This is a genomic window from Microbacterium sp. zg-B185 (assembly GCF_030246885.1).
In the GTDB taxonomy this organism is placed as follows: domain Bacteria; phylum Actinomycetota; class Actinomycetes; order Actinomycetales; family Microbacteriaceae; genus Microbacterium.
This window is the reverse complement of sequence record NZ_CP126739.1, coordinates 3,182,497-3,202,935: the sequence shown is the minus strand read 5'-3', so window position 1 is coordinate 3,202,935 and position 20,439 is coordinate 3,182,497. Positions and strand designations below refer to the sequence as shown.

Annotated in this window: 20 protein-coding genes; 5 read left to right on the top strand and 15 right to left on the bottom strand. The window is 70.4% G+C overall.

What is annotated here, in order from left to right:
• The first annotated feature begins 15 nt into the window (after positions 1 to 15).
• Both QNO12_RS15235 and cofE read left to right on the top strand, forming a co-directional pair.
• Positions 16 to 522, top strand: a complete 507-nt coding sequence (locus QNO12_RS15235) for a GNAT family N-acetyltransferase (protein WP_257501311.1) — start codon at positions 16 to 18, stop codon at positions 520 to 522.
• A gap of 30 nt (positions 523 to 552) precedes the next feature.
• Positions 553 to 1,320, top strand: coding sequence for a coenzyme F420-0:L-glutamate ligase (gene cofE / locus QNO12_RS15230; RefSeq protein WP_257501312.1), 768 nt, complete (start codon positions 553 to 555; stop codon positions 1,318 to 1,320).
• 172 nt (positions 1,321 to 1,492) lie between these two features.
• Here the strand turns inward: cofE and QNO12_RS15225 are convergent, their stop codons facing one another.
• From QNO12_RS15225 to QNO12_RS15210, 4 genes are read right to left on the bottom strand one after another with little or no spacing between them, the layout of a single operon-like run.
• Positions 1,493 to 2,350, bottom strand: a complete 858-nt coding sequence (locus QNO12_RS15225; RefSeq protein WP_257501313.1) for an MBL fold metallo-hydrolase — start codon at positions 2,348 to 2,350, stop codon at positions 1,493 to 1,495.
• Between the two features lie 10 nt (positions 2,351 to 2,360).
• A complete protein-coding gene (locus QNO12_RS15220) occupies positions 2,361 to 4,208 on the bottom strand; it encodes a cytochrome b/b6 domain-containing protein (RefSeq protein WP_257501314.1) in 1,848 nt (615 codons plus the stop codon).
• 5 nt (positions 4,209 to 4,213) lie between these two features.
• A complete protein-coding gene (locus QNO12_RS15215) occupies positions 4,214 to 5,182 on the bottom strand; it encodes an electron transfer flavoprotein subunit alpha/FixB family protein (protein ID WP_257501315.1) in 969 nt (322 codons plus the stop codon).
• An 11-nt stretch (positions 5,183 to 5,193) separates the two neighbouring features.
• Complete coding sequence (locus QNO12_RS15210; protein WP_257501316.1) at positions 5,194 to 5,970, bottom strand: electron transfer flavoprotein subunit beta/FixA family protein; 777 nt, start codon at positions 5,968 to 5,970, stop codon at positions 5,194 to 5,196.
• A gap of 188 nt (positions 5,971 to 6,158) precedes the next feature.
• Here QNO12_RS15210 and QNO12_RS15205 point away from each other — a divergent pair, with 188 nt between their 5' ends.
• Complete coding sequence (locus QNO12_RS15205) at positions 6,159 to 6,695, top strand: MarR family winged helix-turn-helix transcriptional regulator (RefSeq protein ID WP_257501317.1); 537 nt, start codon at positions 6,159 to 6,161, stop codon at positions 6,693 to 6,695.
• Between the two features lie 124 nt (positions 6,696 to 6,819).
• Here the strand turns inward: QNO12_RS15205 and QNO12_RS15200 are convergent, their stop codons facing one another.
• The 9 genes from QNO12_RS15200 to QNO12_RS15160 form a co-directional block, all read right to left on the bottom strand.
• Positions 6,820 to 7,614, bottom strand: a complete 795-nt coding sequence (locus QNO12_RS15200) for an enoyl-CoA hydratase (protein ID WP_257501318.1) — start codon at positions 7,612 to 7,614, stop codon at positions 6,820 to 6,822.
• 202 nt (positions 7,615 to 7,816) lie between these two features.
• Complete coding sequence (mmsB, locus tag QNO12_RS15195) at positions 7,817 to 8,722, bottom strand: 3-hydroxyisobutyrate dehydrogenase (RefSeq protein ID WP_257501319.1); 906 nt, start codon at positions 8,720 to 8,722, stop codon at positions 7,817 to 7,819.
• 28 nt (positions 8,723 to 8,750) lie between these two features.
• Positions 8,751 to 9,923, bottom strand: coding sequence for an acyl-CoA dehydrogenase family protein (locus QNO12_RS15190; protein ID WP_257501320.1), 1,173 nt, complete (start codon positions 9,921 to 9,923; stop codon positions 8,751 to 8,753).
• A gap of 236 nt (positions 9,924 to 10,159) precedes the next feature.
• On the bottom strand, positions 10,160 to 11,338 hold the full coding sequence (locus tag QNO12_RS15185; protein WP_257501321.1) for a thiolase family protein: 1,179 nt from the start codon (positions 11,336 to 11,338) through the stop codon (positions 10,160 to 10,162).
• 33 nt (positions 11,339 to 11,371) lie between these two features.
• Complete coding sequence (locus QNO12_RS15180) at positions 11,372 to 12,544, bottom strand: bifunctional 2-methylcitrate synthase/citrate synthase (RefSeq protein WP_257501322.1); 1,173 nt, start codon at positions 12,542 to 12,544, stop codon at positions 11,372 to 11,374.
• A gap of 99 nt (positions 12,545 to 12,643) precedes the next feature.
• Complete coding sequence (gene prpB, locus QNO12_RS15175; RefSeq protein ID WP_257501323.1) at positions 12,644 to 13,543, bottom strand: methylisocitrate lyase; 900 nt, start codon at positions 13,541 to 13,543, stop codon at positions 12,644 to 12,646.
• A gap of 103 nt (positions 13,544 to 13,646) precedes the next feature.
• Positions 13,647 to 15,188, bottom strand: coding sequence for an MmgE/PrpD family protein (locus QNO12_RS15170; RefSeq protein WP_257501324.1), 1,542 nt, complete (start codon positions 15,186 to 15,188; stop codon positions 13,647 to 13,649).
• Positions 15,185 to 15,907: a GntR family transcriptional regulator gene (locus QNO12_RS15165; protein ID WP_257501470.1), complete on the bottom strand. Its 723-nt coding sequence runs from the start codon at positions 15,905 to 15,907 to the stop codon at positions 15,185 to 15,187. Before QNO12_RS15165 ends, QNO12_RS15170 begins: the two co-directional genes overlap by 4 nt.
• A 189-nt stretch (positions 15,908 to 16,096) precedes the next feature.
• Positions 16,097 to 17,218 carry an aminotransferase class V-fold PLP-dependent enzyme gene (locus tag QNO12_RS15160; RefSeq protein WP_257501325.1) on the bottom strand — a complete coding sequence of 374 codons (1,122 nt, stop codon included), beginning with the start codon at positions 17,216 to 17,218 and terminating at the stop codon, positions 16,097 to 16,099.
• 156 nt (positions 17,219 to 17,374) lie between these two features.
• Between QNO12_RS15160 and QNO12_RS15155 the strand changes: the two genes are divergently transcribed.
• Both QNO12_RS15155 and QNO12_RS15150 read left to right on the top strand, forming a co-directional pair.
• Positions 17,375 to 17,767 (top strand): RidA family protein, encoded by a 393-nt coding sequence (locus tag QNO12_RS15155; protein ID WP_257501326.1) that lies wholly within the window; start codon positions 17,375 to 17,377, stop codon positions 17,765 to 17,767.
• Between the two features lie 9 nt (positions 17,768 to 17,776).
• A complete protein-coding gene (locus tag QNO12_RS15150) occupies positions 17,777 to 18,916 on the top strand; it encodes an aminotransferase class V-fold PLP-dependent enzyme (RefSeq protein WP_257501327.1) in 1,140 nt (379 codons plus the stop codon).
• On the opposite strand, the gene QNO12_RS15145 is transcribed toward QNO12_RS15150, so the two are convergent.
• Positions 18,913 to 19,392 carry an NUDIX hydrolase gene (locus QNO12_RS15145; protein ID WP_257501328.1) on the bottom strand — a complete coding sequence of 160 codons (480 nt, stop codon included), beginning with the start codon at positions 19,390 to 19,392 and terminating at the stop codon, positions 18,913 to 18,915. The two genes, QNO12_RS15150 and QNO12_RS15145, sit on opposite strands and share 4 nt — an antisense overlap.
• Before the next feature lie 13 nt (positions 19,393 to 19,405).
• Entirely contained in the window at positions 19,406 to 20,413 is a 1,008-nt protein-coding gene (locus QNO12_RS15140; protein WP_257501329.1) for an aldo/keto reductase family protein, read from the bottom strand.
• Between the last annotated feature and the right edge of the window lie 26 nt (positions 20,414 to 20,439).

Sequence of the window (20,439 nt, the reverse complement as noted above, 5' to 3'; positions counted from 1 at the left end):
GCGTAGAGTCTGGCCATGGGAGCCGAACTGCAGACCGACATCGTTGTCCGTCCGGTGCGGGACGTCGACGCTGAAGCGCTCGGACGCGTCCACGCAACCTGCTGGCACGAGACCTACGACCACCTGATCAGCAAGGCAGCGCTGGAGCAGGTATCGCCTCGACGCCTGGCCGAGCTGTGGACGCACTGGGCCGCACAGGGCCCGGACTTCCGCATGAGCGCGGCGCTGGTGGGCGGCGAGATCGTCGGTTTCGTCGGCTCCGGCCCCGCGCGTGACCGGGATGCCCCGCGCCTGCGCGAGCTGTACTTCATCTACCTGCTCGACGCTTACCACGGCACCGGCATCGGCCAGCAGCTGTTCGACGCGGCCGTGGAGAAGACCGAGTCGGTCTACCTGTGGGTCGCCGAGGACAACCCGCGCGCCCACCGCTTCTACCAGCGCAACGGCTTCACCCTCGACGGCGCCACCCACACGGAGCCGTTCCTCGGTGAGACGCTGACCGAGGTTCGGTTCGTCCGCTGACGCGCCGGCGCCGACGTTCCGATTACTGAGTTGCTGCAGATCTGGGCTCTCGAGGGCATCCCCGAGATCGTTCCGCACACGAACCTGTTCGAGGTCATCCTGGATGCCGCGGGCTCGTCTCTCCAGGACGGCGACATCCTCGTCGTGACCTCCAAGATCGTCTCCAAGGCGGAGGGACGCATCGTCGCCGCCGACGACCGCGAGGACGCCATCACCGCCGAGACGGTGCGCGTCGTCGCGACCCGCACCTCGGCCACCGGCCACACCACGCGGATCGTCGAGAACAAGCTCGGCATCGTGTCGGCCGCGGCCGGCGTGGACGCCTCGAACACCCCGGACGGAACGGTGCTGCTGCTTCCCGCGGATCCGGACGGGTCGGCACGGGCTCTGGCCGCGCGACTGCGGCAGCGGCTGCGGATCCGGGTCGGAGTGATCATCTCCGACACCCTCGGGCGTGCGTGGCGCGACGGCCAGACCGACAGCGCGATCGGCGCCGCCGGCGTGGAGGTGTTCGAGGACATGCGCGGACAGACGGATGCCGAGGGCAGGCCGCTCGTGGTGACCCTGCCGTGCGTGGCCGACGAGCTGGCCGCCGCGGCCGATCTGGTGAAGGGCAAGGCGGCCCGGTTGCCGGTGGCCGTGATCCGTGGTCGCGCGGACCTCGTCGGGCCGCTCGACCTGCCCGGGGCGCGCGCGATCGTGCGCGATCCGGAGCGCGACATGTTCTGGCGTGGTGCCGATGAGGCGTACGCCGACGGATTCGCCGCGGGCGCGGCATCCGGCCAGACCGACGCGTAACCGCTGGTCGCCCTGGGCCCCTGCGCCCGTCGCGGTTTCACTGCTGCTCGCCTGTCGCGGCTTTCACTGCTGCTCGCCTGTCACGACACGCCGGCGGCCCCCGCAGAACGCGACGGGGGAACCCCGATGAGCCGCTCGATCAGCGCTCGGTCAGCGTTCGATCACAGCGCGATCAGCGCTCGGTCTCGAGGAACGCGAGCTGCGCGTAGGTCGACGCCTCCGCCGCGAAGCGCACACCGGGATGCGTGTGCGGGTAGACGAAGTCCGTCACCCGGGTGACCACCTCGGGATCCGAACTGGGCTGCAAGTCGAGCGTCCGCAGCGCCGCCGACACCTGCGCGAGGCGCTCGCGGCGGTGCTCGAGGTAGGAGTCGACGACGGCCGGGAGGCTGGGCAGGGCGGGGCCGTGACCGGGCAGCACCAGGTCCACGCCCGCCAGGTCCCGCAGCCGGGCGAGAGAGCCCAGGTAGTCGCGGAGCGAGCCGTCCGGACGCGCGAGGATCGTGGTGCCGCGGCCGAGGATGGTGTCCCCGGTCAGCAGCGTGCCGCCCGTCCCGTCGGTGCCCGCCACGATGTCGTCGGGCAGCAGGAAGCACACCGAGTCCGCGGTGTGCCCCGGGGTCGCCACCACGACGATGCGCGTGCCGGCCGCCTCCATCACCTCGCCGTCGTACAGCGCCGGGGCGTCGATGCACAGGGCGGGGTCGAGGGCGCGCACGACCGCGCCGGTGCGCTCGGCGAACTCCGCGGCCCCCTCGATGTGGTCGAAGTGGTGGTGGGTGAGCAGCACGAGCGAGATCGGCCCGAATGCTTCGAGGCGATCCAGGTGCGCCGCCGTATCGGGGCCGGGATCAACGACCACGGCGGAGCCGGCGTCCTCCGCGCGGATGACGAACGTGTTCGTGCCGTCGAGGGTCATCAGGCCGGCGTTGGGCGCGAGGATCCGGGTGGTCAGCGCGCTCCAGCGTTCCGCTTCGTCCAGGCCGGCGGCTGCCCCGCCGTTCGCGGGCTCGTGATTCTGGTTCGTCATACGTGTCGGGCTAACGCCCGCTGACCTTTCCGAAGAGGCGGGCGATGGGTGCCAGGACGAGCGGGCGGGCTGCGACCCAGGCGGCCGCGATGACCACCATGGACGCGGCGAAGATCCAGAACCCGGCCCAGTTGTCGGCGTAGGCGAGCCCGTCGGCCGAGCCCTGCGCGGCGTACATGTGGTTCAGGTTGCGCAGCGCCCCGGTGGCGAAGACGAGGGCGACGTGCACGATGATGAAGGCGACGAAGTACAGCATCACCGGGAAGTGCACCGCACGGGCCCACTCGACGGGGTAGATCCGGTTCAGGGTCTTCGCTTTGCTCGGCCAGATGCCGCTCATCCGCACCCCGGTGATCACCGCGAGGGGGGCGGCGATGAAGACGGTGGTGAAGTAGGCCAGTTGCTGCAGGCTGTTGTAGTTGACCCAGCCGTTCTCGGTCGGCCAGTCCAGCGACACGTACTGCAGCGCGGCGCTGAGCGCGTTCGGGAACACCTCCCACGAGGTGGGCACGATCCGCATCCACTGACCGGAGACGAACAGCAGGACCACGAAGATCACGCCGTTGAGCACCCAGAGGATATCCAGCGCCTGGTGGAACCACAGCGTCAGGCTGATCTTGCGTTTGCTGTTCCACCGCGGCGACCAGAACACGCTCGGCCGCTTCTCCGAGCGCACCCGCAGCCCGGAGCGGATGATCAGCACGATCAGGAACACGTTGAAGAAGTGCTGCCAGCCCAGCCACGCCGGGAACCCCACCGGGGCCCCCTCGGGCAGGTGGTAATCGCCCGGGTAGGTGGTCAGGAACTCCTGCAGCGGCTCCAGGCTGAGCAGCCACCGCACTGCGGCGACCGCCATGCCCGCCGCGATCAGCAGCCCACCGCCGCCGACGATGACGGCGCCGGCCCACTGCAGCCGGGTGAACGGACCGATCCGCTTCGGCTCGGTCGCGGACGCCGGCTTCGCGCGGCCCCCGGTGCCCGCCCATACGGTCCGCGTGAACGGCAGCGGCACGGACAGATCGGTGGTCTGCGGGGGCAGCGTTGCCACGGCCGCGGTCACGTCGTCCGGGGACGGCGCCTGGTCAGGCAGCCGGGCCGCTTCGTCGGATGCCGACCCCGGGCTCGCCGCGCCGCGGAGCTCCTCGTCGTGCGCCGGAGTCGTGGTGGCGGGAGCGGCGGCGGCCGGAGCCGCGGCGGGCGCGAAGCCCGCCGGTGGCCACGCCTCCCCGCCGGGCACGCGGGGCAGGCCGCGGCGCAGCGGGCGATCAGAGCTGTCGGCGCCGTCGGATGCCGGAACCGCAGCCACAGCGGGCGCGGGAACGGCGGCAGCGGGCGCGGAAACGGCAGCCGATCCGGATGCTGCGGCCGCGGCATCCGGAATCGACGAGGTCATCGCGCTGTCGGACTCCTGCGGTTGCACGGCGGTCGCCGTCGTTGCGGGACCGGCCGCGGCCGTGTCGGCGACGGATGCGGCGCCCGCCGCACCGACCGGCACACGTCCCGCCGGTGGCCACGGCTCGCCGCCGGGCACGCGCGGCAGTCCGCGGCGGATCGTCCGCGCAGCGCCCGCCGCTTCCGCCTGCGGAGCAATCGTCGCCGCGCCCACACCCGGCTCCGCAGTCACCTTCAGCGGCTCCGATCCCGTCGAACCCGCCGCTTCCGCCTGCGGAGCAACCGTCGCCGCGCCCACAGCCGGCTCCGCAGTCACCTTCAGCGGCTCCGATCCCGTCGAACCCGCCGCTTCCGCCTGCGGAGCAATCGGCTCCGGCTCCGGCGCGGCCTCGCCGGCGGGGGGCCACGGTTCGCCGCCGGGACGCCGGGGCAGTCCACGGCGCCGGGTCTGCGGGTAGGTCGCCATCGGGTCTACGCCTTCCGGGCCTCGAGTGCGGCGATCAGCTGCGGCACCACGGTGAACAGATCACCCACGACACCGAAGTCGGCGATCTCGAAGATCGGGGCATCCCCGTCCTTGTTGATCGCGACGATCGTCTTGGCGGTCTGCATGCCGGCCTTGTGCTGGATCGCACCGGAGATGCCCAGGGCGACGTACAGCTGCGGCGAGACCGACACCCCGGTCTGCCCCACCTGGAACGACTGCGGCACATACCCGGCATCGACCGCGGCCCGCGAGGCGCCGACCGCGGCACCCAGCACGTCGGCGAGCTGCTCGACCAGGACGAACTTCTCCTGCGAGCCCAGCCCGCGCCCGCCCGAGACCACCTTCCCGGCGCCACGCAGCTCCGGACGCGAGGACTCCACGACCGCCTCGTCCACGGACTCCACCGTCGCAGCCCGACGACCGGATGCCGTCACCTCCAGCATCTCCACCTCCGGAGAGGTCACCGCCTCCGCGCGCGCCTCGACCGCGCCCTGCCGGATCGTGATCACCGGCGCACCCCAGGTCACCGCCGAATCGACCTCGAACGCGCCCCCGTACACCGAGTGATGCGCGACCACGCCCTCGGCATCCCGGGACACCCCGACCGCGTCCACGCACAGCCCCGACCGGGTCCGCGCCGCATACCGACCGGCGACATCGCGGCCCTCGACCGAGTTGGAGATCAGGATCGCGTCCGGGCGGACCAGATCCGCCGCGGCGGTCAGAGCATCCACCACCGGCACGGTCAGACCCTCGCCCGGGGAAGCGACCAGCACCTGCGCCGCGCCCAGCGCAGCCGCGGCATCCGCCACCCCCGCCGCATCCGAGACCAGCAGCGCCACCGGCGTGCCCACCCCGGCCGCAGCGCCGAGCAGGCCCGCGGCGGACTTGGCCAGCTCGCCGCCGGGGGTCACATCCAGCAGCACCAGAACCGAGTCGTCCGCAAAAGTCATCTCCGCCACCCCTACACCAGCCGGTTCTGGACCAGGAACTCCGCGAGCTTCTGGCCCGCATCACCCTCGTCCACGATCTTCGTACCCGCCTGCCGCGGCGGCTTCTCCGACAGACCCAGCACGATCGACCGGGACGCGCTGGCATCCTCCGGCTCGATCGCCAGATCCACCAGCGACAACGTCTCGAACGGTTTCTTCTTCGCCGCCATGATGCCCTTGAAATTCGGGAACCGCGCATCCGGCAGACGCTCCGTGATCGAGATCACCGCCGGCAGCGCAGCCGACACCTGCATCGTCGCCGCATCGCTGGCCCGCTCGCCGGACACCACACCATCGCCGATCACGACCGTGTTCAGCGCGGTCGCGGCCGGCACATCCAGAAGCTCCGCCACCATCGAGGCCATCACCCCTCCGGACCCATCGGTGGACACGTTCCCGGCGATCACCAGATCGAACCCGGTCCGCTGCACCGCCGCCGCCAGCACCTCCGCCGTCAAGCCCAGATCCGCACCGACCAGGCCCTCATCCGCGATGTGCACCGCAGACCCCGCCCCCATCGCCAGACCCTTCCGCACCGTCGCGGCCGAACCGGCCGGAGCCATCGACATCACCACGACCTCGGTATCCGGATTCTCATCCGCGTAGCTCAGCGCGACCTCCAGCGCCCGCTCACCGATCTCATCCAGCACCGTCTCGCTCGCCGCACGATCGGCCAGCCCGGTCTCCAGATCCAGCTTGCGATCCCCATACGTATCCGGGACCTCCTTGACCAGGACAATGATCTTCATCGACAGCTCCTCACGCCACCGGCGAGTCTAACGTGGCGGCGGCAATGTACCCATTCGCCGATGAGTCACCGGCGTTTACGCCGGGCACTCGCAATAATGTATACATTCATCCCTCCCGTGGTGGCCGCGCCCGTGTTCGGAGGGCCGGCCCCCGGTCAGTACCGTGTAAGGGAGAGGGGAAACGTCACATGTCGAGATCAGGACCACTCCCCGTCGACCCGATCGCCGAGGCCAAACGCCAGTGGACGGCGCACGGATGGGCGGACGCCGCACCGGGCATGTCCGCGGTCACCTCCATCATCCGCGCGCAGCAGTTGATGCTCGCGCGCATCGACGCCGCGCTGAAGCCGTTCCACCTCTCCTTCGCGCGATACGAGATGCTGCGCCTGCTCGGTTTCACCCGCGCGGGCAGGATGCCGATGGCCAGCGCCATCGCGCGGCTGCAAGTGCACCCGACCAGTGTCACGAACACGGTGGATCGTCTCGTCCGCGACGGACTCGTCGAGCGGGAGCCGCATCCGGGCGACGGGCGGGCGGCGATGCTCGTGCTCACGCCGGCCGGCCGGGACCTGGTCGAGAAGGCCACGGATGCGCTCAACACGGAGGTGTTCGCCGATCCTGGTCTGTCCGGCGACGACACGGTCGAGCTGGTGCGCATCCTCGCCCGCTTCCGCAAGGACGCCGGGGATTTCGCCGACCCGCGCCCCCTGCCCGAGCCCCTCTGACCCGTCGCCGGCCGCGCCCGGCCTTGGCGCCCGCCGCCGCGAGACTGCAACCGCGTGGCGAGACGGTGGGGTGTGCCCGCAGTCTCGACGCCCCGTTGCAGTCTCGCGCCCTCCGATCGGCGCGTCAGCGGTTCGTGAAGTCGGGGGTGCGCTTCTCACGGAAGGCTGCCATCCCTTCCTTCTGATCGGCGGTGTCGAACAGCGCCGCGAAGACGTGACGCTCGAAGCGGATGCCCTCGGTCAGGGTCGACTCCAGCGCGACATCCAGCGCCGCCTTGGCCGCGTACACCGACGGCAGCGACTTCGACGCGATCGCCTCGGCCGCCTTCCCCGCCTCGGCCAGCAGCTCCGCCGCCGGCACCACGCGGGACACGAGCCCGGCGCGTTCGGCCTCCGCGGCATCCATCATCCGTCCGGTCAGCACCAGGTCGGCGGCCTTGTAGTACCCGACGGCCCGCACCAGCCGCTGCGAACCGCCCATGCCCGGGATGACGCCGAGGTTGATCTCGGGCTGACCGAACTTGGCCGTGTCGGCCGCGATGATCAGGTCGCACATCATCGCCAGCTCGCACCCGCCGCCCAGGGCGTACCCGGACACCGCGGCGATCACCGGCGTGCGGAGCGCCGCGAACTGCGCCCACCCGCCGAAATGGTCGCTCATCACCATGTCCAGGCCGGACTTGGCTTCCATCTCTTTGATGTCCGCCCCGGCCGCGAACGCGCGCTCCGAACCGGTCACCACGATCGCCCCGATGCGCTCGTCCGCATCGAAGACGGATGCCGCGGCCACGATGTCCCGCATCACCTGCGTGTTCAGCGCGTTCAGCGCCTCGGGACGGTTCAGGGTGATCCAGCCGACCCGCCCGCGGGTCTCCACCAGGATCGTCTCGTAGGCGGTCGTGCTCTCGGACTCGGTCATCTCTCTCCTTGCTCGGTGCGGGATCGCTGCTCGTCGGTGCGGGATCGCTGCTCGCCGGTGCGAGATCGCTGCTCGCCTGTCGCAATGCGCGGCTCCGGTCGGCGTGTCGTGACAGGGGAACCCAACCAGACTCGGCTCCCCTGTCGCAAACTGCACGGCACGGCGGCGGGTCGTGACAGGGGAACCCACGGGGGCACGGGCGCTATGGCTGGGGGCCTTCGGCGCGGATGGTGCGGATGATCCCGGAGAAGTCCTGACCCGCCCCCTCGCCGGCTGCGAAATCCCGGTAGATCTCGCGCGCCAGCCGCCCCATCCGCGCGTCGACGCCGGTCAGATCGATCGCCTGTTCGGCCAGCCCGAGGTCCTTGTTCATGAGCGCGCCCGCGAAGCCGGGCCGGTAGTCCCGGTTGGCCGGACTCGACGGCACCGGTCCGGGCACCGGACAGTTCGTCGTCAGCGCCCAGCACTGGCCGGACGCGTTGGAGGCGACGTCGAACAGGGCCTGATGCGAGAGGCCGAGCCGCTCGCCGAGCACGAAGGCCTCTGCGACCGCGATCTGCGAGACGGCGAGGATCATGTTGTTGCACACCTTCGCGGCCTGCCCGAGTCCTGCCCCGCCGCAGTGCACCACCCGCCGCCCCATCGCCTCCAGGATCGGCCGAGCCGCCTCGAAGTCCCGCTCCGAACCGCCGACCATGAACGCCAGCGTGGCGTTCTCGGCGCCGACGACGCCGCCGGAGACGGGAGCGTCCAGCGCCCGGTGGCCGGCCGCGGCAGCCAGGCCCGCGGCCTCCTGCGCCTCGTCCACCGCGATGGTCGAGGAGTCGATGAACAGCGTCCCCGCCGGGGCCACCGCCAGCAGCCCGGGCGCCTCGGCGGATCCCCGATACGCGTCGATCACATGACGGCCGCTCGGGAACATCGTGATCACGATCTCGGCGGATGCCACGGCATCCTGCCCCGAGTCGGCCACAGGTAGCGCGGCAACGCGTGCGGCCTCGGTCGCGGCCGGAACCACGTCGAAGCCGACCACGTCGTGACCTGCCGCAGCGAGGTTGGCGGCCATCGGCAGCCCCATGTGCCCGAGACCGAGGAACGCGATCCTCATCGCTGCATCTCCGCTCCGAGTGCGCCGGTCATCGCGACGGCCCCAGCAGCTCGCGGCCGATGATGACGCGCATGATCTCGTTGGTGCCCTCCAGGATCTGGTGCACCCGCAGATCGCGGACGACCTTCTCGAAACCGTACTCGTGCAGGTACCCGTATCCCCCGTGCAGCTGCAGGGCCTCGTTCGCGATGCGGGAGCCGGCGTCCGTCGCGAAGCGCTTGGCCATCGCGCACTGCATCGCCGCATCCGGCGCCTGCTCGTCGATCGCCGTCGCGGCGTCGCGCACCAGCGCGCGGGCGGCCCGCAGCTCGGTCGCCATGTCGGCGAGCGTGAACACCACGGACTGCTTCTCGGCCAGCGGCTCGCCGAATGTGAAGCGCTCGTGAACGTACTGGACAGCCCGGTCGAGCGCCCACTGTGCGCCGCCGAGCGAGCACGCGGCGATGCTGATCCGCCCCCCGTTCAGTCCGGACATCGCGATCTTGAACCCCTGCCCCTCGGCGCCCAGCACATCGGATGCCGCGACTCGGACCTCGTCCAGGATCACCTGCCGCGTGGGCTGTGCGTTCCAGCCCATCTTCTTCTCGTTCACGCCGAACGACAGCCCCGGTGCGTCGGCGGGCACGAGGAACGCCGTGATCCCGCGAGCACCCGGCTCTCCGGTCCGGGCCATCACGACATACACGGATGCCTCGCCGCCGCCCGAGATGAACTGCTTGACTCCGGTCAGAGCGTAGGAGTCGCCGCCGTCCGCATCGGTGATCCGGATCGCACTGGTGGTGATGGCGGCGGCGTCGGAGCCGGCGCCGGGCTCGGTGAGGCAGTAGCTGCCGAAATCCGTCATCGCGGTCAGGCCGGGCAGCCAACGTCGCCGTTGCGCGTCGGTGCCGTAGGAGTCGATCATCCACGCCACCATGTTGTGGATCGTGATGTACGCCGCGATCGAGGGGTCCGCCTTGGCCAGCTCTTCGACGACCGCGACCGCGTCGGCGCGGCTGAGCGCCGAGCCGCCCACGTCCTCGCGGACGTAGATGCCGCCGAGACCCAGCTCGCCGGCGCGGGCGAGCACATCGCGGGGGAAGTGCTTGCGCTCATCCCAGTCCAACGCGTGCGGCGCGATCTCGGCCTGCGCGAAGTCGCGCACCGCGGCGACAATCGCGGCCCGTTCGTCGGCGTGGGATGTGGGCATCGTCATGGTCATCACTGCCTCCGTTGGCGGATCATCCTGGTGAACGTCACCGTGCCCACGTGAGCACTCTGCCTATTTTACAGGGGGTCCCGAGTATTTGCGAGGAACACAAAGAACCGCCGCAGCATCCCCATCAACCCCTCCGTTCACTTGCACTGGATGTACGTCCGAGAGGCCTGGGGCGTACATCCAGGGCAAGTGAACACAGAGAAGGCGCGCGCTCGCGGCGGCGCCGGCGAGGTGCGGGATCAGAGCCGCTCGATGATCGTGGCGTTGGCCATGCCGCCGCCCTCGCACATCGTCTGCAGCCCGTATCGCCCACCGGTCGCCTCGAGCTCGGCCAGCAGCGTTCCGAGCAGTCGCGTGCCCGACGAGCCGAGGGCGTGACCGAGCGCGATCGCACCGCCCCATGGGTTGAGCCGGTCGGGGTCGGCACGCAGCTCGCGCGCCCACGCGAGCGGGACGGAGGCGAACGCCTCGTTGACCTCATACGCGTCGATGTCATGGATGCTGAGGCCGCTGCGTTCGAGGATCCGCCGCGTCGCGGGGATGGGACCGGTGAGCATGTACAGGGGGTCATCGCCGACCACGGCGAAGGCGTGGAACCGGGCGCGCGGGGTGAGCCCGAGTTCGAGCGCCTTCTCCTCGCTCATGATCAGCGCCGCGGAGGCCCCGTCGGTCAGCGGGGACGAGTTGCCGGGTGTGATCCGCCAGTCAAGCTCAGGGAAGCGCGCGGCGAGCTCGTCCGTGCGGAACGCCGGGTGCAGACTCCGCAGCCCATCGATCGTGGTTCCCTCGCGCACGGTCTCGTCGCTCGCGACCACGGCGCCATCGCCCACAGGCACCGGAAGCAGCTGCGAGTCGAACCTGCCCTGCGCCGCGGCATCCGCTGCCCGGCGATGCGACTCCGCCGAGTAGGCGTCCAGCACGTCGCGCGACAGCCCCCACTTCTGCGCGATCAGCTCGGCCGAGACACCCTGATTGATCAGCCCCTCGGGGTAGCGCTCGTCCAGGAGGTGCGAGCGGGATCCCCCGGCGCGCGAGGATCCGAGCGGAACTCGGCTCATCGATTCCACGCCGCCCGCGATCACGATGTCGTACGCGCCGGCCATCACGCCCTGCGCGGCGAAATGCGCCGCCTGCTGACTGGACCCGCATTGCCGGTCGATCGTGGCGGCCGGGACGGTCTCGTCGAACCCGGCCGCGAGGACCGCCTGACGGGCGATGTTCATCGCCTGGTCGCCGACCTGGCTGACGCACCCGAGCAGGACGTCGTTGACCTGCCGCGAATCCAGACCGTTGCGCTCGAGGACGGATCGCAGCACACCGGCGGCCAGATCGACCGGGTGGACGCTCGAGAGCGCTCCCCCCGGCTTGCCTCGGCCGGACGGTGTGCGGACGACATCGACGATGACGGCGGTGGGCATGTCAGCTCCTCGGGATCGGTGTGGTGGCGGTGCTCAGCCCGCGGCTTCCTCGGGCCGTTCGCGCGTGGCCTCGGCCTCGGCATCCGGGACGTAGCCTTCGATGTGCCGCTCGTCCGGACCGTTGTAGGCCGACAGTGGGCGGATGAGGGCGTTGGATGCCGCCTGCTCCATGATGTGCGCGGTCCACCCGGTGACGCGCGCAGCGACGAACAGCGGCGTGAAGGTCGGGGTGTCGAACCCCATCAGGTTGTACGCCGGCCCCGACGGGTAGTCGAGGTTCGGGTAGATGCCCTTGCGCGAGACGAACTCCGACTCGAGCGCGTCGTACAGCGCCGCCAGGTCCGCGGCGTCGTAGTGCGCGACGAGCGTGTCCAACGCAGCCTTCATCGTCGGCACGCGTGAGTCGCCGTGCTTGTAGACGCGGTGCCCGAAGCCCATGATCTTGCGCTTCTCGGCCAGCGCGGTGTCCAGCCACGCCGAGACCTCCGCAGCCGATCCGATCTCGTCGAAGATGTGCATGACGGCTTCGTTCGCGCCGCCGTGCAGCGGTCCCTTGAGGGCGCCGATGGCACCGACCACGGCCGAGTACAGGTCGGCGATGGTGCTGGTGATCACGCGCGCGGTGAAGGTCGAGGCGTTGAAGGAGTGCTCGGCGTACAGGATCATCGAGACGTTGAACGCGTGCGCGACCACGGGATCGGGCACCTCGCCGAAGGTCATCCACAGGAAGTTCTGCGAGTAGTCCAGATCCTCGCGCGGATCGACCAGCTCCTGCCCACGCCGGCGGCGCTGGTCGTATGCGACCATCGCCGGCAGCTTCGCGAACAGGCGCTTGGATTTGGCGAGGTCGGACTCGCGCGAGTTGTCGAAGGCGGCGGGATCCGATGCCCCGGCCAGCGACACCGCTGTGCGCAGGACGTCCATCGGGTGGGCCTCCAGCGGCACCAGGTCGATCGCCTGCTTGACGTTCTCATCAAGCGCGCGGCCGGCCCGCTCCTCGGCGACGAACTCGGCCAGCTGCGCGTCGGTCGGCAGTTCGCCGTACCAGAGCAGGTAGGCCACGGCCTCGAAGGACTGCGTGGCGGCGAGCTCCTGCACCGGGTAGCCGCGATACAGCAGGCTGTTGGTGTCCGGGTTGACCTTGGAGACGGCGGTGTAGTCGACCGTCACCCCCGCCAGGCCCTTCTTGATCTCGATGTCTGTCATTTCTCTCCTTCGAGGTGCGGCGTGTTCCGCTCTTGTCCGCTCAGCGGTCGTTCTGGGGGAGGTTGTCGGGACGCGCGGCGCGGGGGACGCGGATGCCGCTCAGCGGGTGATCTGGAAGTCGAACACCGAGGTGTCGAACCGGTTGTAGCCCTCGTAATCGATCAGGTCGTAGAGATCCGCACGGTGCTGCATCTCCCCGAGCGTGGAAGTGAGGTGGCCCTCATCGATCAGCGTATCCAGCGCACGGCCGGCCGCGCCCATCGCGATGCGAAGCAGCGACACCGGCCAGATGACGATGTTCACCCCGACGTCGCGCAGCTGGTCCACCGAGAACAGATCGCTCTTGCCGAACTCCGTCATGTTGGCGAGGATCGGCACGTCGACCGCCTTCCGCACCGCCGCGAACTCGTCGAGCGTGCGCATCGCCTCGGGGAAGATCGCATCGGCACCGGCATCCACCAGCGCCTTTGCCCGGTCCACCGCGGCATCCTGACCGTCCACGGCGCGGATGTCGGTGCGCGCCATGATCAGGAAGTTCGGGTCGCGGCGGGCGTCGACGGCTGCGCGGATGCGCTTGACGGCGGTGTCCTGGTCCACCACCGCCTTGCCGTCGAGGTGCCCGCAGCGCTTCGGGTTGATCTGGTCCTCGATGTGCGCGCCGGCCAGTCCGGCGTCTTCGAGGGTCTGGATCGTGCGGGCGACGTTCATCGGCTCCCCGAAGCCGGTGTCGGCGTCGATGATGGCCGGCAACTCGGTCATCCGCGCGATCTGCTGTCCGCGGCCGGCGACCTCGGTGAGGGTGGTCAGTCCGATGTCGGGCAGGCCGAGGTCGGCGGCCAGAACGGCACCGGAGATGTAGACGCCCTCGAACCCCTTCTGCTCGATCAGGCGCGCGCTGAGCGGATTGAACGCGCCCGGGAAGCGCAGCAGCTCGCCGGATGCGAGCCGCGCGCGGAACAGGCGCCGCTTCTCGGCGGCCGGAGTGGTGGCATACAGCATCAGCGGGCTCCCTCGCGTGAAACGGCGGGGACGGATCGGATTGCAACCGGCGCGGCGACCGCCGCAACGCCGTTCCGTCCCGCGCTCTCGACCGATCGCAGCATCAGAACAGTCCCTTCGGTGCCGGCGCGGTGGCCAGGACCCCGACCTTGGCGACGATGGTCAGCTGCTGCACCTCGTCCGCCGTCAGCTCGGGCAGGCGCTGGGCCAGCTCGAGGAAGCGCTCGATCTCCTGCGGCTCGAGCACCGGCTCGGCCAGGTTCCGGAACTTGCGGATGTAGTCCGCCCGCGCGAACGGATGCGCGCCGAGCGGGTGCGCGTCGGCGACGGCGATCTCATCGACCAGCTCCGCGCCATCCGCGAAGGTGATCACCACTCGCCCGCCGAAGGCCTTCTCGTGGGGATCCGCCGAGTGGTAGCGGCGCGTCCACTCCTCGTCCTCGGCCGTGGTGACCTTGTGCCACAGCGCGACGGTGTCCGGCCGACCGGCGCGCTCGGGCGCGTAGGAATCGACGTGGTGCCAGGTGCCGTCCTGCAGCGCGACCGCGAAGATGTACGGGATCGAGTGATCGAGCGTCTCGCGGGATGCGGTCGGGTCGTACTTCTGCGGGTCGTTCGCGCCGGAACCGATGACGTAATGCGTGTGGTGGCTCGTGTGCAGCACGACGGACTCGATCTCCTGGCCGTCCGGGCCCTTGCCCTCGCGCAGGGACGGGTGCTCGTTGCCCAGTCTGCGGGCCAGGTCGATCCACGCCTGAGCCTGATACTCGGCCGAATGCTCCTTCGTGTAGGAGTCCAGGATGCCGCGCTTGGGCTCGCCGTCCCCCGGGAGGGGTACCTCGTACGCGGCATCCGGCCCGTCCAGCAGCCACGCGATCACGCCGTCCTCGCCCTCGTAGATCGGGCTGGGCGAGGTCTCGCCGCGCATCGCGCGGTCGACCGCCTCGACGGCCATCTTGCCCGCGAACGCCGGGGCGTACGCCTTCCAGGTGGAGATCTCGCCCTTGCGGGACTGGCGCGTGGCGGTGGTGGTGTGCAGGGCTTGGCCGACCGCCTGATAGATCGTCTCCACCGGCAGTCCGAGCAGCGTGCCGATGCCCGCCGCCGCGGACGGGCCGAGGTGCGCGACGTGGTCGATCTTGTGCTTGTGCAGCGAGATCGCCTTGACCAGGTCGACCTGGATCTCGTACCCGGTCGCGATCGCACGGACCAGCGCCGCGCCGGCGGACCCGACGTGCTGGGCGACGGCCACGATCGGCGGGATGTTGTCGCCCGGGTGCGAGTACTCGGCGGCGAGGAACGTGTCGTGGTAGTCCAGTTCGCGCACCGCCACGCCGTTCGCCCACGCCGCCCACTCCGGGCTCGTGCGGCGTTCGATGCTGCAGCCGAAGACGGTCGCGCCCTTGCCGCTGATCGAGACGGCATGGTCGAGCGCCTGCTGACGGGCCGCGCTGACCGGGGCACGCGTGAGGGATGCCGCGGCGACGGCCGCGTTGTCGATGACGCGGTTGATGATCATGTCCACGACCTCAGGCTCGACCTCGACGGGGTCGGCGGCGACCTCCGCGATGCGCCAGGCCAGCTGTCCCTCTCGGGCGAGCTCCTCGTCGCTGCGGTGGACGCGGAGATGGTGGTCGATCGTCATGATGGGCCTTTCCTGAGGCGGGGGGGATTCGGCTCCCGCCGGGTCGAGTCGCCGCGCGTGGTTGCGGCGGGGTCCGGGAGGGAGCTGAGGATGTTGGTCAGCGCGTTGTGCAGGTGAACGTGGGTGGCGTGCGCGGCCAGCTCTGCGTCGCCGGCGGCGATCGCACTCGCGATGAGCCGGTGCTCGGCAACGGATTCCTCCAGCCGGCCGGGATTGTCCCGCGCGAGCCGGCGCACCCGAACGAGGTGCGTGCGGATGGTGCGCAGCGCCCCGGTGAGGTAATCGTTTCCGACAGCCGCGTCCAGCGCCGCGTCGTAGTCCGCGATGCGCGCGTAGTACGCATCCAGCGCGGCGTCGTCGTCGAGTCGCGACGCCGCAGCGGTGAAGTCCGCGGCGAGTGCTGCGAAGGTGTCCGAGACGTCCTGCCGCTCGCACGCCGTCTCGGCGGCGAGCCGGGACGCGGTCTCTTCGAGCGCCCGGCGCACCTGGAAGAGCTCGCGGATGTCGCTGGCGCCGAGATCGGTGACGACCAGGACCCGCGGAGACTGCTGAGCGACCAGTCCCGCGGCGGCCAGGCGCCCGAGCGCTTCGCGCAGCGGGGTGCGGCTGACCCCGAGCCGCGCGGCCTGCTCCACCTCGGCGATCACCGTTCCGGGCGGCAGCGCGCCGCGCTGGATCTCGTCGAGGAGCGCCGCGTAGGCGCGGTCGCTGGCCTTCACGCGCATCTCTTTTGCGATCGACACCTCCGTATTGTATACACAGAGGCCGCATGGTGGCCAGGTTGGCGATCCGGCCTGTCACCCGGTATACAAACGTGTGCCGCAGTGGTCCCGCGGCACACCCGCAGGCGACGCCCGCCGCATGGCCCGCGAGACCGGACAATCGCCACGACGCCCGTGCAGACGCACTCAGTCTCGCGGCGACCATCCTGTCTCGCGGGCGATCACCCGGAGCGTGTCGGCCAGCGCCTCGGCGAACCGGTCGATGTGGGCGGGCGTGTTGTAGAAGTACGGAGACACCAGCACGCGCCCCTCCTTGTCCGAGACCGAGACGTTGCGCAGGGCCATCTCCGCCGCGACGCGGGTCGAGTCCGGCACATCGAATCCGACGATCCCGGCCCGCGCGTGCTCGGGTGTGACCGGGCGGATGCCCAGCCCGCGCAGCGCGCCGATGGTCCGCCCGGTGAGATCCTCGACCTGTTCGTGGATGCGGTCCCAGCCCAGGTCCTCCAGATACTCCAGCGTCGCGTCCAGCACGTACAGCCCGGGCACGTTCGGTGCGGCGTAGGCGAAGGACGTGCTCGGGGCCGGATTGGCGTAGCTGCGGAAGATCGGAGTCAGCATGCTGCGGGCACGCTCCCGGAACACGCCCACCGCGGTGCCGAAGCCGGAGAGCATCCACTTGAACATCCCGGCGCCGTACACGTCGACGTAGGACAGGTCGACCGGCGTGGCTCCGAGCGCCTGGATTCCGTCCACGATCAGCAGCGCATCAACCTCGCGACAGGCCCTGCCCAGCCGGGTCAGGTCCACCTTGGTGCCCGTCCAGGGGTGCACGTGCGAGACGCTGAGCACACGGGTGCGCGGCGTGAGCGCGTCCAGCAGCTGCTGCTCGCGGTCCAGCTCCGGGTCGGGCTGGATCCGCACGACGGTGACGCCCTGCGCCTGGGCCGCCTCCCACGGGAGGACGTTGCACGGGTACTCGTCGGCCATCCCGACGATGGTGTCGCCGGGCTGCCAGGCGACGCTGTGCGCGGCGATGTTGATCACCTCGCTGGTGTTGCGGAAGAACCCGACTTCGTCGGCGGGAACGGACAGCAGCCGCGCCATGCGCTCCCGCGCGCTGGAGACCGGACGCTGCCACAGCGACTGCGCGTCACAGCCCAGTCCGGCGACGTCGAGATAGTACTGGCCGGCCGCTGCGGCGGCCCCGGGAAAGGCCAGGCCGGTGCCCGCCGACTGCAGGTACACCCAGTCCGGCCGGTACGGGAAGTCCCGTCGCACTCGCTGCAGCCACTCGTCCGTGCTCATTGCCGACATCCGACCGACGATACGAAATCCCCGCCTGCCGATCGACCGGTCTTCCGCCCCAAGGCAGGGACGTGTTCGGCATCCGGGCGTTCGGGTAACGTCGGCCGGACCCCGGACCGGAACCGTCGCACCGCCAGAGCCGTCAAGGAGAGACCCATGAGGAAAGAGATCCGCGCCGAGAAGCTGCACCCGCCGATCGGTCACTATACGGATGCCGTGGCGCACGGGGATCTTCTGTTCCTCTCCGGATGCGGCCCCACCGACAACGACCTGGTCGTCGTCGGCGGCGATGACGTCGCCGAGCAGATGCGGCAGGTGCTGGCCAACATGCGCACCGTGCTCGAGGCGGCCGGGGCGACGCCGCAGGACGTCGTGTCGATCACCACGTTCCTCACCGACATGGACGACCGCGCGAAGATCGCCCCGATCGCTGCCGAGTTCTTCGGCAGCGCCCGTCCGGCCAGCGCCACCGTGTCGGTGACCGGGCTGGCCGTTCCCGGCGCGAAGGTGGAGATCAAAGCCGTGGCCTCCATCCCGGGCAGGAGCTGACACCCTCCCGTGCTGACCCTCGACGAGTGGGAGGTGCGCGCCAAGGCCGACTTCCCCTACCGCGCCGGACGGGTGTACCTCAACTCCGCCGGGGCGGGACTGCCGTGGCCTGGTGCGCCCGCCGCGGCCGCCGAGTACTACACGCACCTGGCCGCCTGGGGCGCCTCGGCGCAGCCCGAATGGGTCCGCCGCGCCGAGCTGGCGCGCGTCCGCGTCGGACGGCTGCTGCGGGTGCCGTCCGAGGATGTGACCTTCCTGCGCAACACCAGCGACGTCATGAACCTTGCCGCCAACAGCGTCGCGTGGCGCCCGGGCGATGAGGTCGTCGTCGCCGCCGACGACTTCCCCTCGGTGGTGCTGCCCTGGACCACGGCCGAAGCGGCCGGCGGCACGCTGCACCGGGTCGAGATCGACGATGAGCGGCTGCGCGAGGACCGCCTGCTCGAGCGCATCGGCGCCCGCACGCGAGTCCTCGCCGTGACCCACGTGCACGCCGTGACCGGCTCCCGGCTGGACCTGGAGCGGCTGGGCCGGGCGTGCCGGGAAGTCGGCGCGCTGCTGGTCGTGGACGGGATAGAGGCGCTCGGCGCGATCGATGTCGACCTCACCTGGGTGGATGTCTACGGCGCCGCCGTGTTCAAGTGGATGCTGTCCGGATTCGGACTGAGCATCGGTGTCTTCGCGGATCGCGCACGCGACCAGCTCACCCCCGCCTATCGCGGCTACCGCAATGCGCCCCCGAGCCGCAGCTTCGAGTACTCCGACCCGAACTACCCCGGCCTGTACGTGCTGGACTCGACGCTGCAGTATCTGGACTCCCTCGGCTGGGAGTCCGTGCACGGCAAGGTCGCCGACCTGACGGCCATGGTGGACGCCACGGTGTCCGCACAGGGGTTCACTCCGGTGACGGATGCCGCTGCTCGGGCCGGGATCATCAGCTTCGGCGTCGACGACGCCGAAGGACTGGTCACGCAGCTGCAGGATCGCGGGATCGACGTGGTCCACAAGCGAGGGCTCGTCCGGGTGTCACCGCACTTCTACACCAGCCGGGAGGACGTCCGCCTGTTCGGGGAGGCGCTCGCGGACGCCGTCGCCGCGGCGGGGATCCGGCCGGTCGACGCGCGCCGACACGACGCCGCGGACCGCTAGGCGCCCGCGTCGGCGAGCTGCCTCTCCAGGGCATCCAGCGCCGGGCGCTGCCCCTTGACCAGCCGCTCCCGCGCGTTCTCCCACCCTGTCCACTCGACGCGGTCCACCTCGGGGAAGGACTGCCTCCGCCCTGAGCGCGGAGGCCACTCCAGATCGAACTCCCCGAACCGAAGGTCCTCGAGCGGGAGCCCCGCGCCGTCGGCGACGAAGACCGTCACCCGCTTGCCCGAGGAGTACGGGAACGTGCCCAGCTCCGCGTACGGCACGGCGGGCGCGGGAACGCCGAGCTCCTCGGCGAACTCGCGCAACGCGGCATCCAGCGCAGCTTCGGAGTCGGCGTCGTATTCGCCCTTCGGGATGGACCACGCTCCGGCATCCTTCGATGCCCAGTAGGGCCCGCCCATGTGCGCGATGAGCACCTGCGGCGCCCCCTCCACCAGCCGGTAGAGGAGGATGCCGGCGCTGGTCACAGCCATCGGATCGCCCGGGTCAGTCGCGCGACTTCGGCGAGACGGAATAGGTCTCCTCGGGGTCGGTGACCGCCACGCCCGCCACGGCCGCGTCGATGGCGGCCATGGTGTCGGCATCCAGGGTCACGCCCGACGCGGCCACGTTCGAGGCGATCTGCTCCGGTCGCGACGCCCCGACGAGTGCGGCGGCGACGTTCGGGTTCTGCAGCACCCACGCGATCGCCAGCTGCGGCATCGTCAGTCCGACCTCGTCCGCGATCGGCCGCAGTCGCTGCACGGCCGTCAGCACGTCATCCTGGAGGAAGCGCTGGATGAAGCGGGAACCGTTCTCATCCGTCGCGCGCGAGCCCTCCGGCGCGGGTTCGCCGGGAAGGTACTTGCCGCTCAGCACGCCCTGCGCCATCGGCGACCAGACGATCTGCGAGATCCCGAGTTCCTCCGCGGCCGGGACCACCTTGCCCTCGATGACGCGCCACAGCATCGAGTACTGCGGCTGGTTGGAGATGAGCTGGATGCCGTAGCTCTTGGCCAGCGCGTGACCCGCGCGCAGCTGCTCGGCGGTCCACTCCGAGACGCCGATGTACAGGACCTTCCCCTGCCGGACGAGATCGGCGAAGGCCTGGAACGTCTCCTCCAGCGGCGTCTCGTAGTCGAAGCGGTGCGCCTGATACAGGTCGACGTAGTCCGTGCCCAGCCGGGACAGGGAGCCGTTGATGGCCTCGACGATGTGCTTGCGGGAGAGCCCGCCGTCGTTGGGACCCTTCGGCCCGGTGGGCCAGTAGACCTTCGTGAAGATCTCCAGCGATTCCCGGCGCTGCCCGGCGAGCGCCTTGCCCAGCACCGTCTCGGCGCCGGTGTTCGCATACGTGTCGGCGGTGTCGAACGTCGTGATCCCCGCATCCAGTGCGGCGTGGACGGTCGCGATCGCGTCGGTGTCGTCCACCTGCGATGCGTGGGTCACCCAATTGCCGTAGGTGATCTCCGAGACCTTGAGTCCGCTGTTGCCGAGATATCGATAGTTGACCATCCCTCAACGGTAGCGGCGGTGCGGCG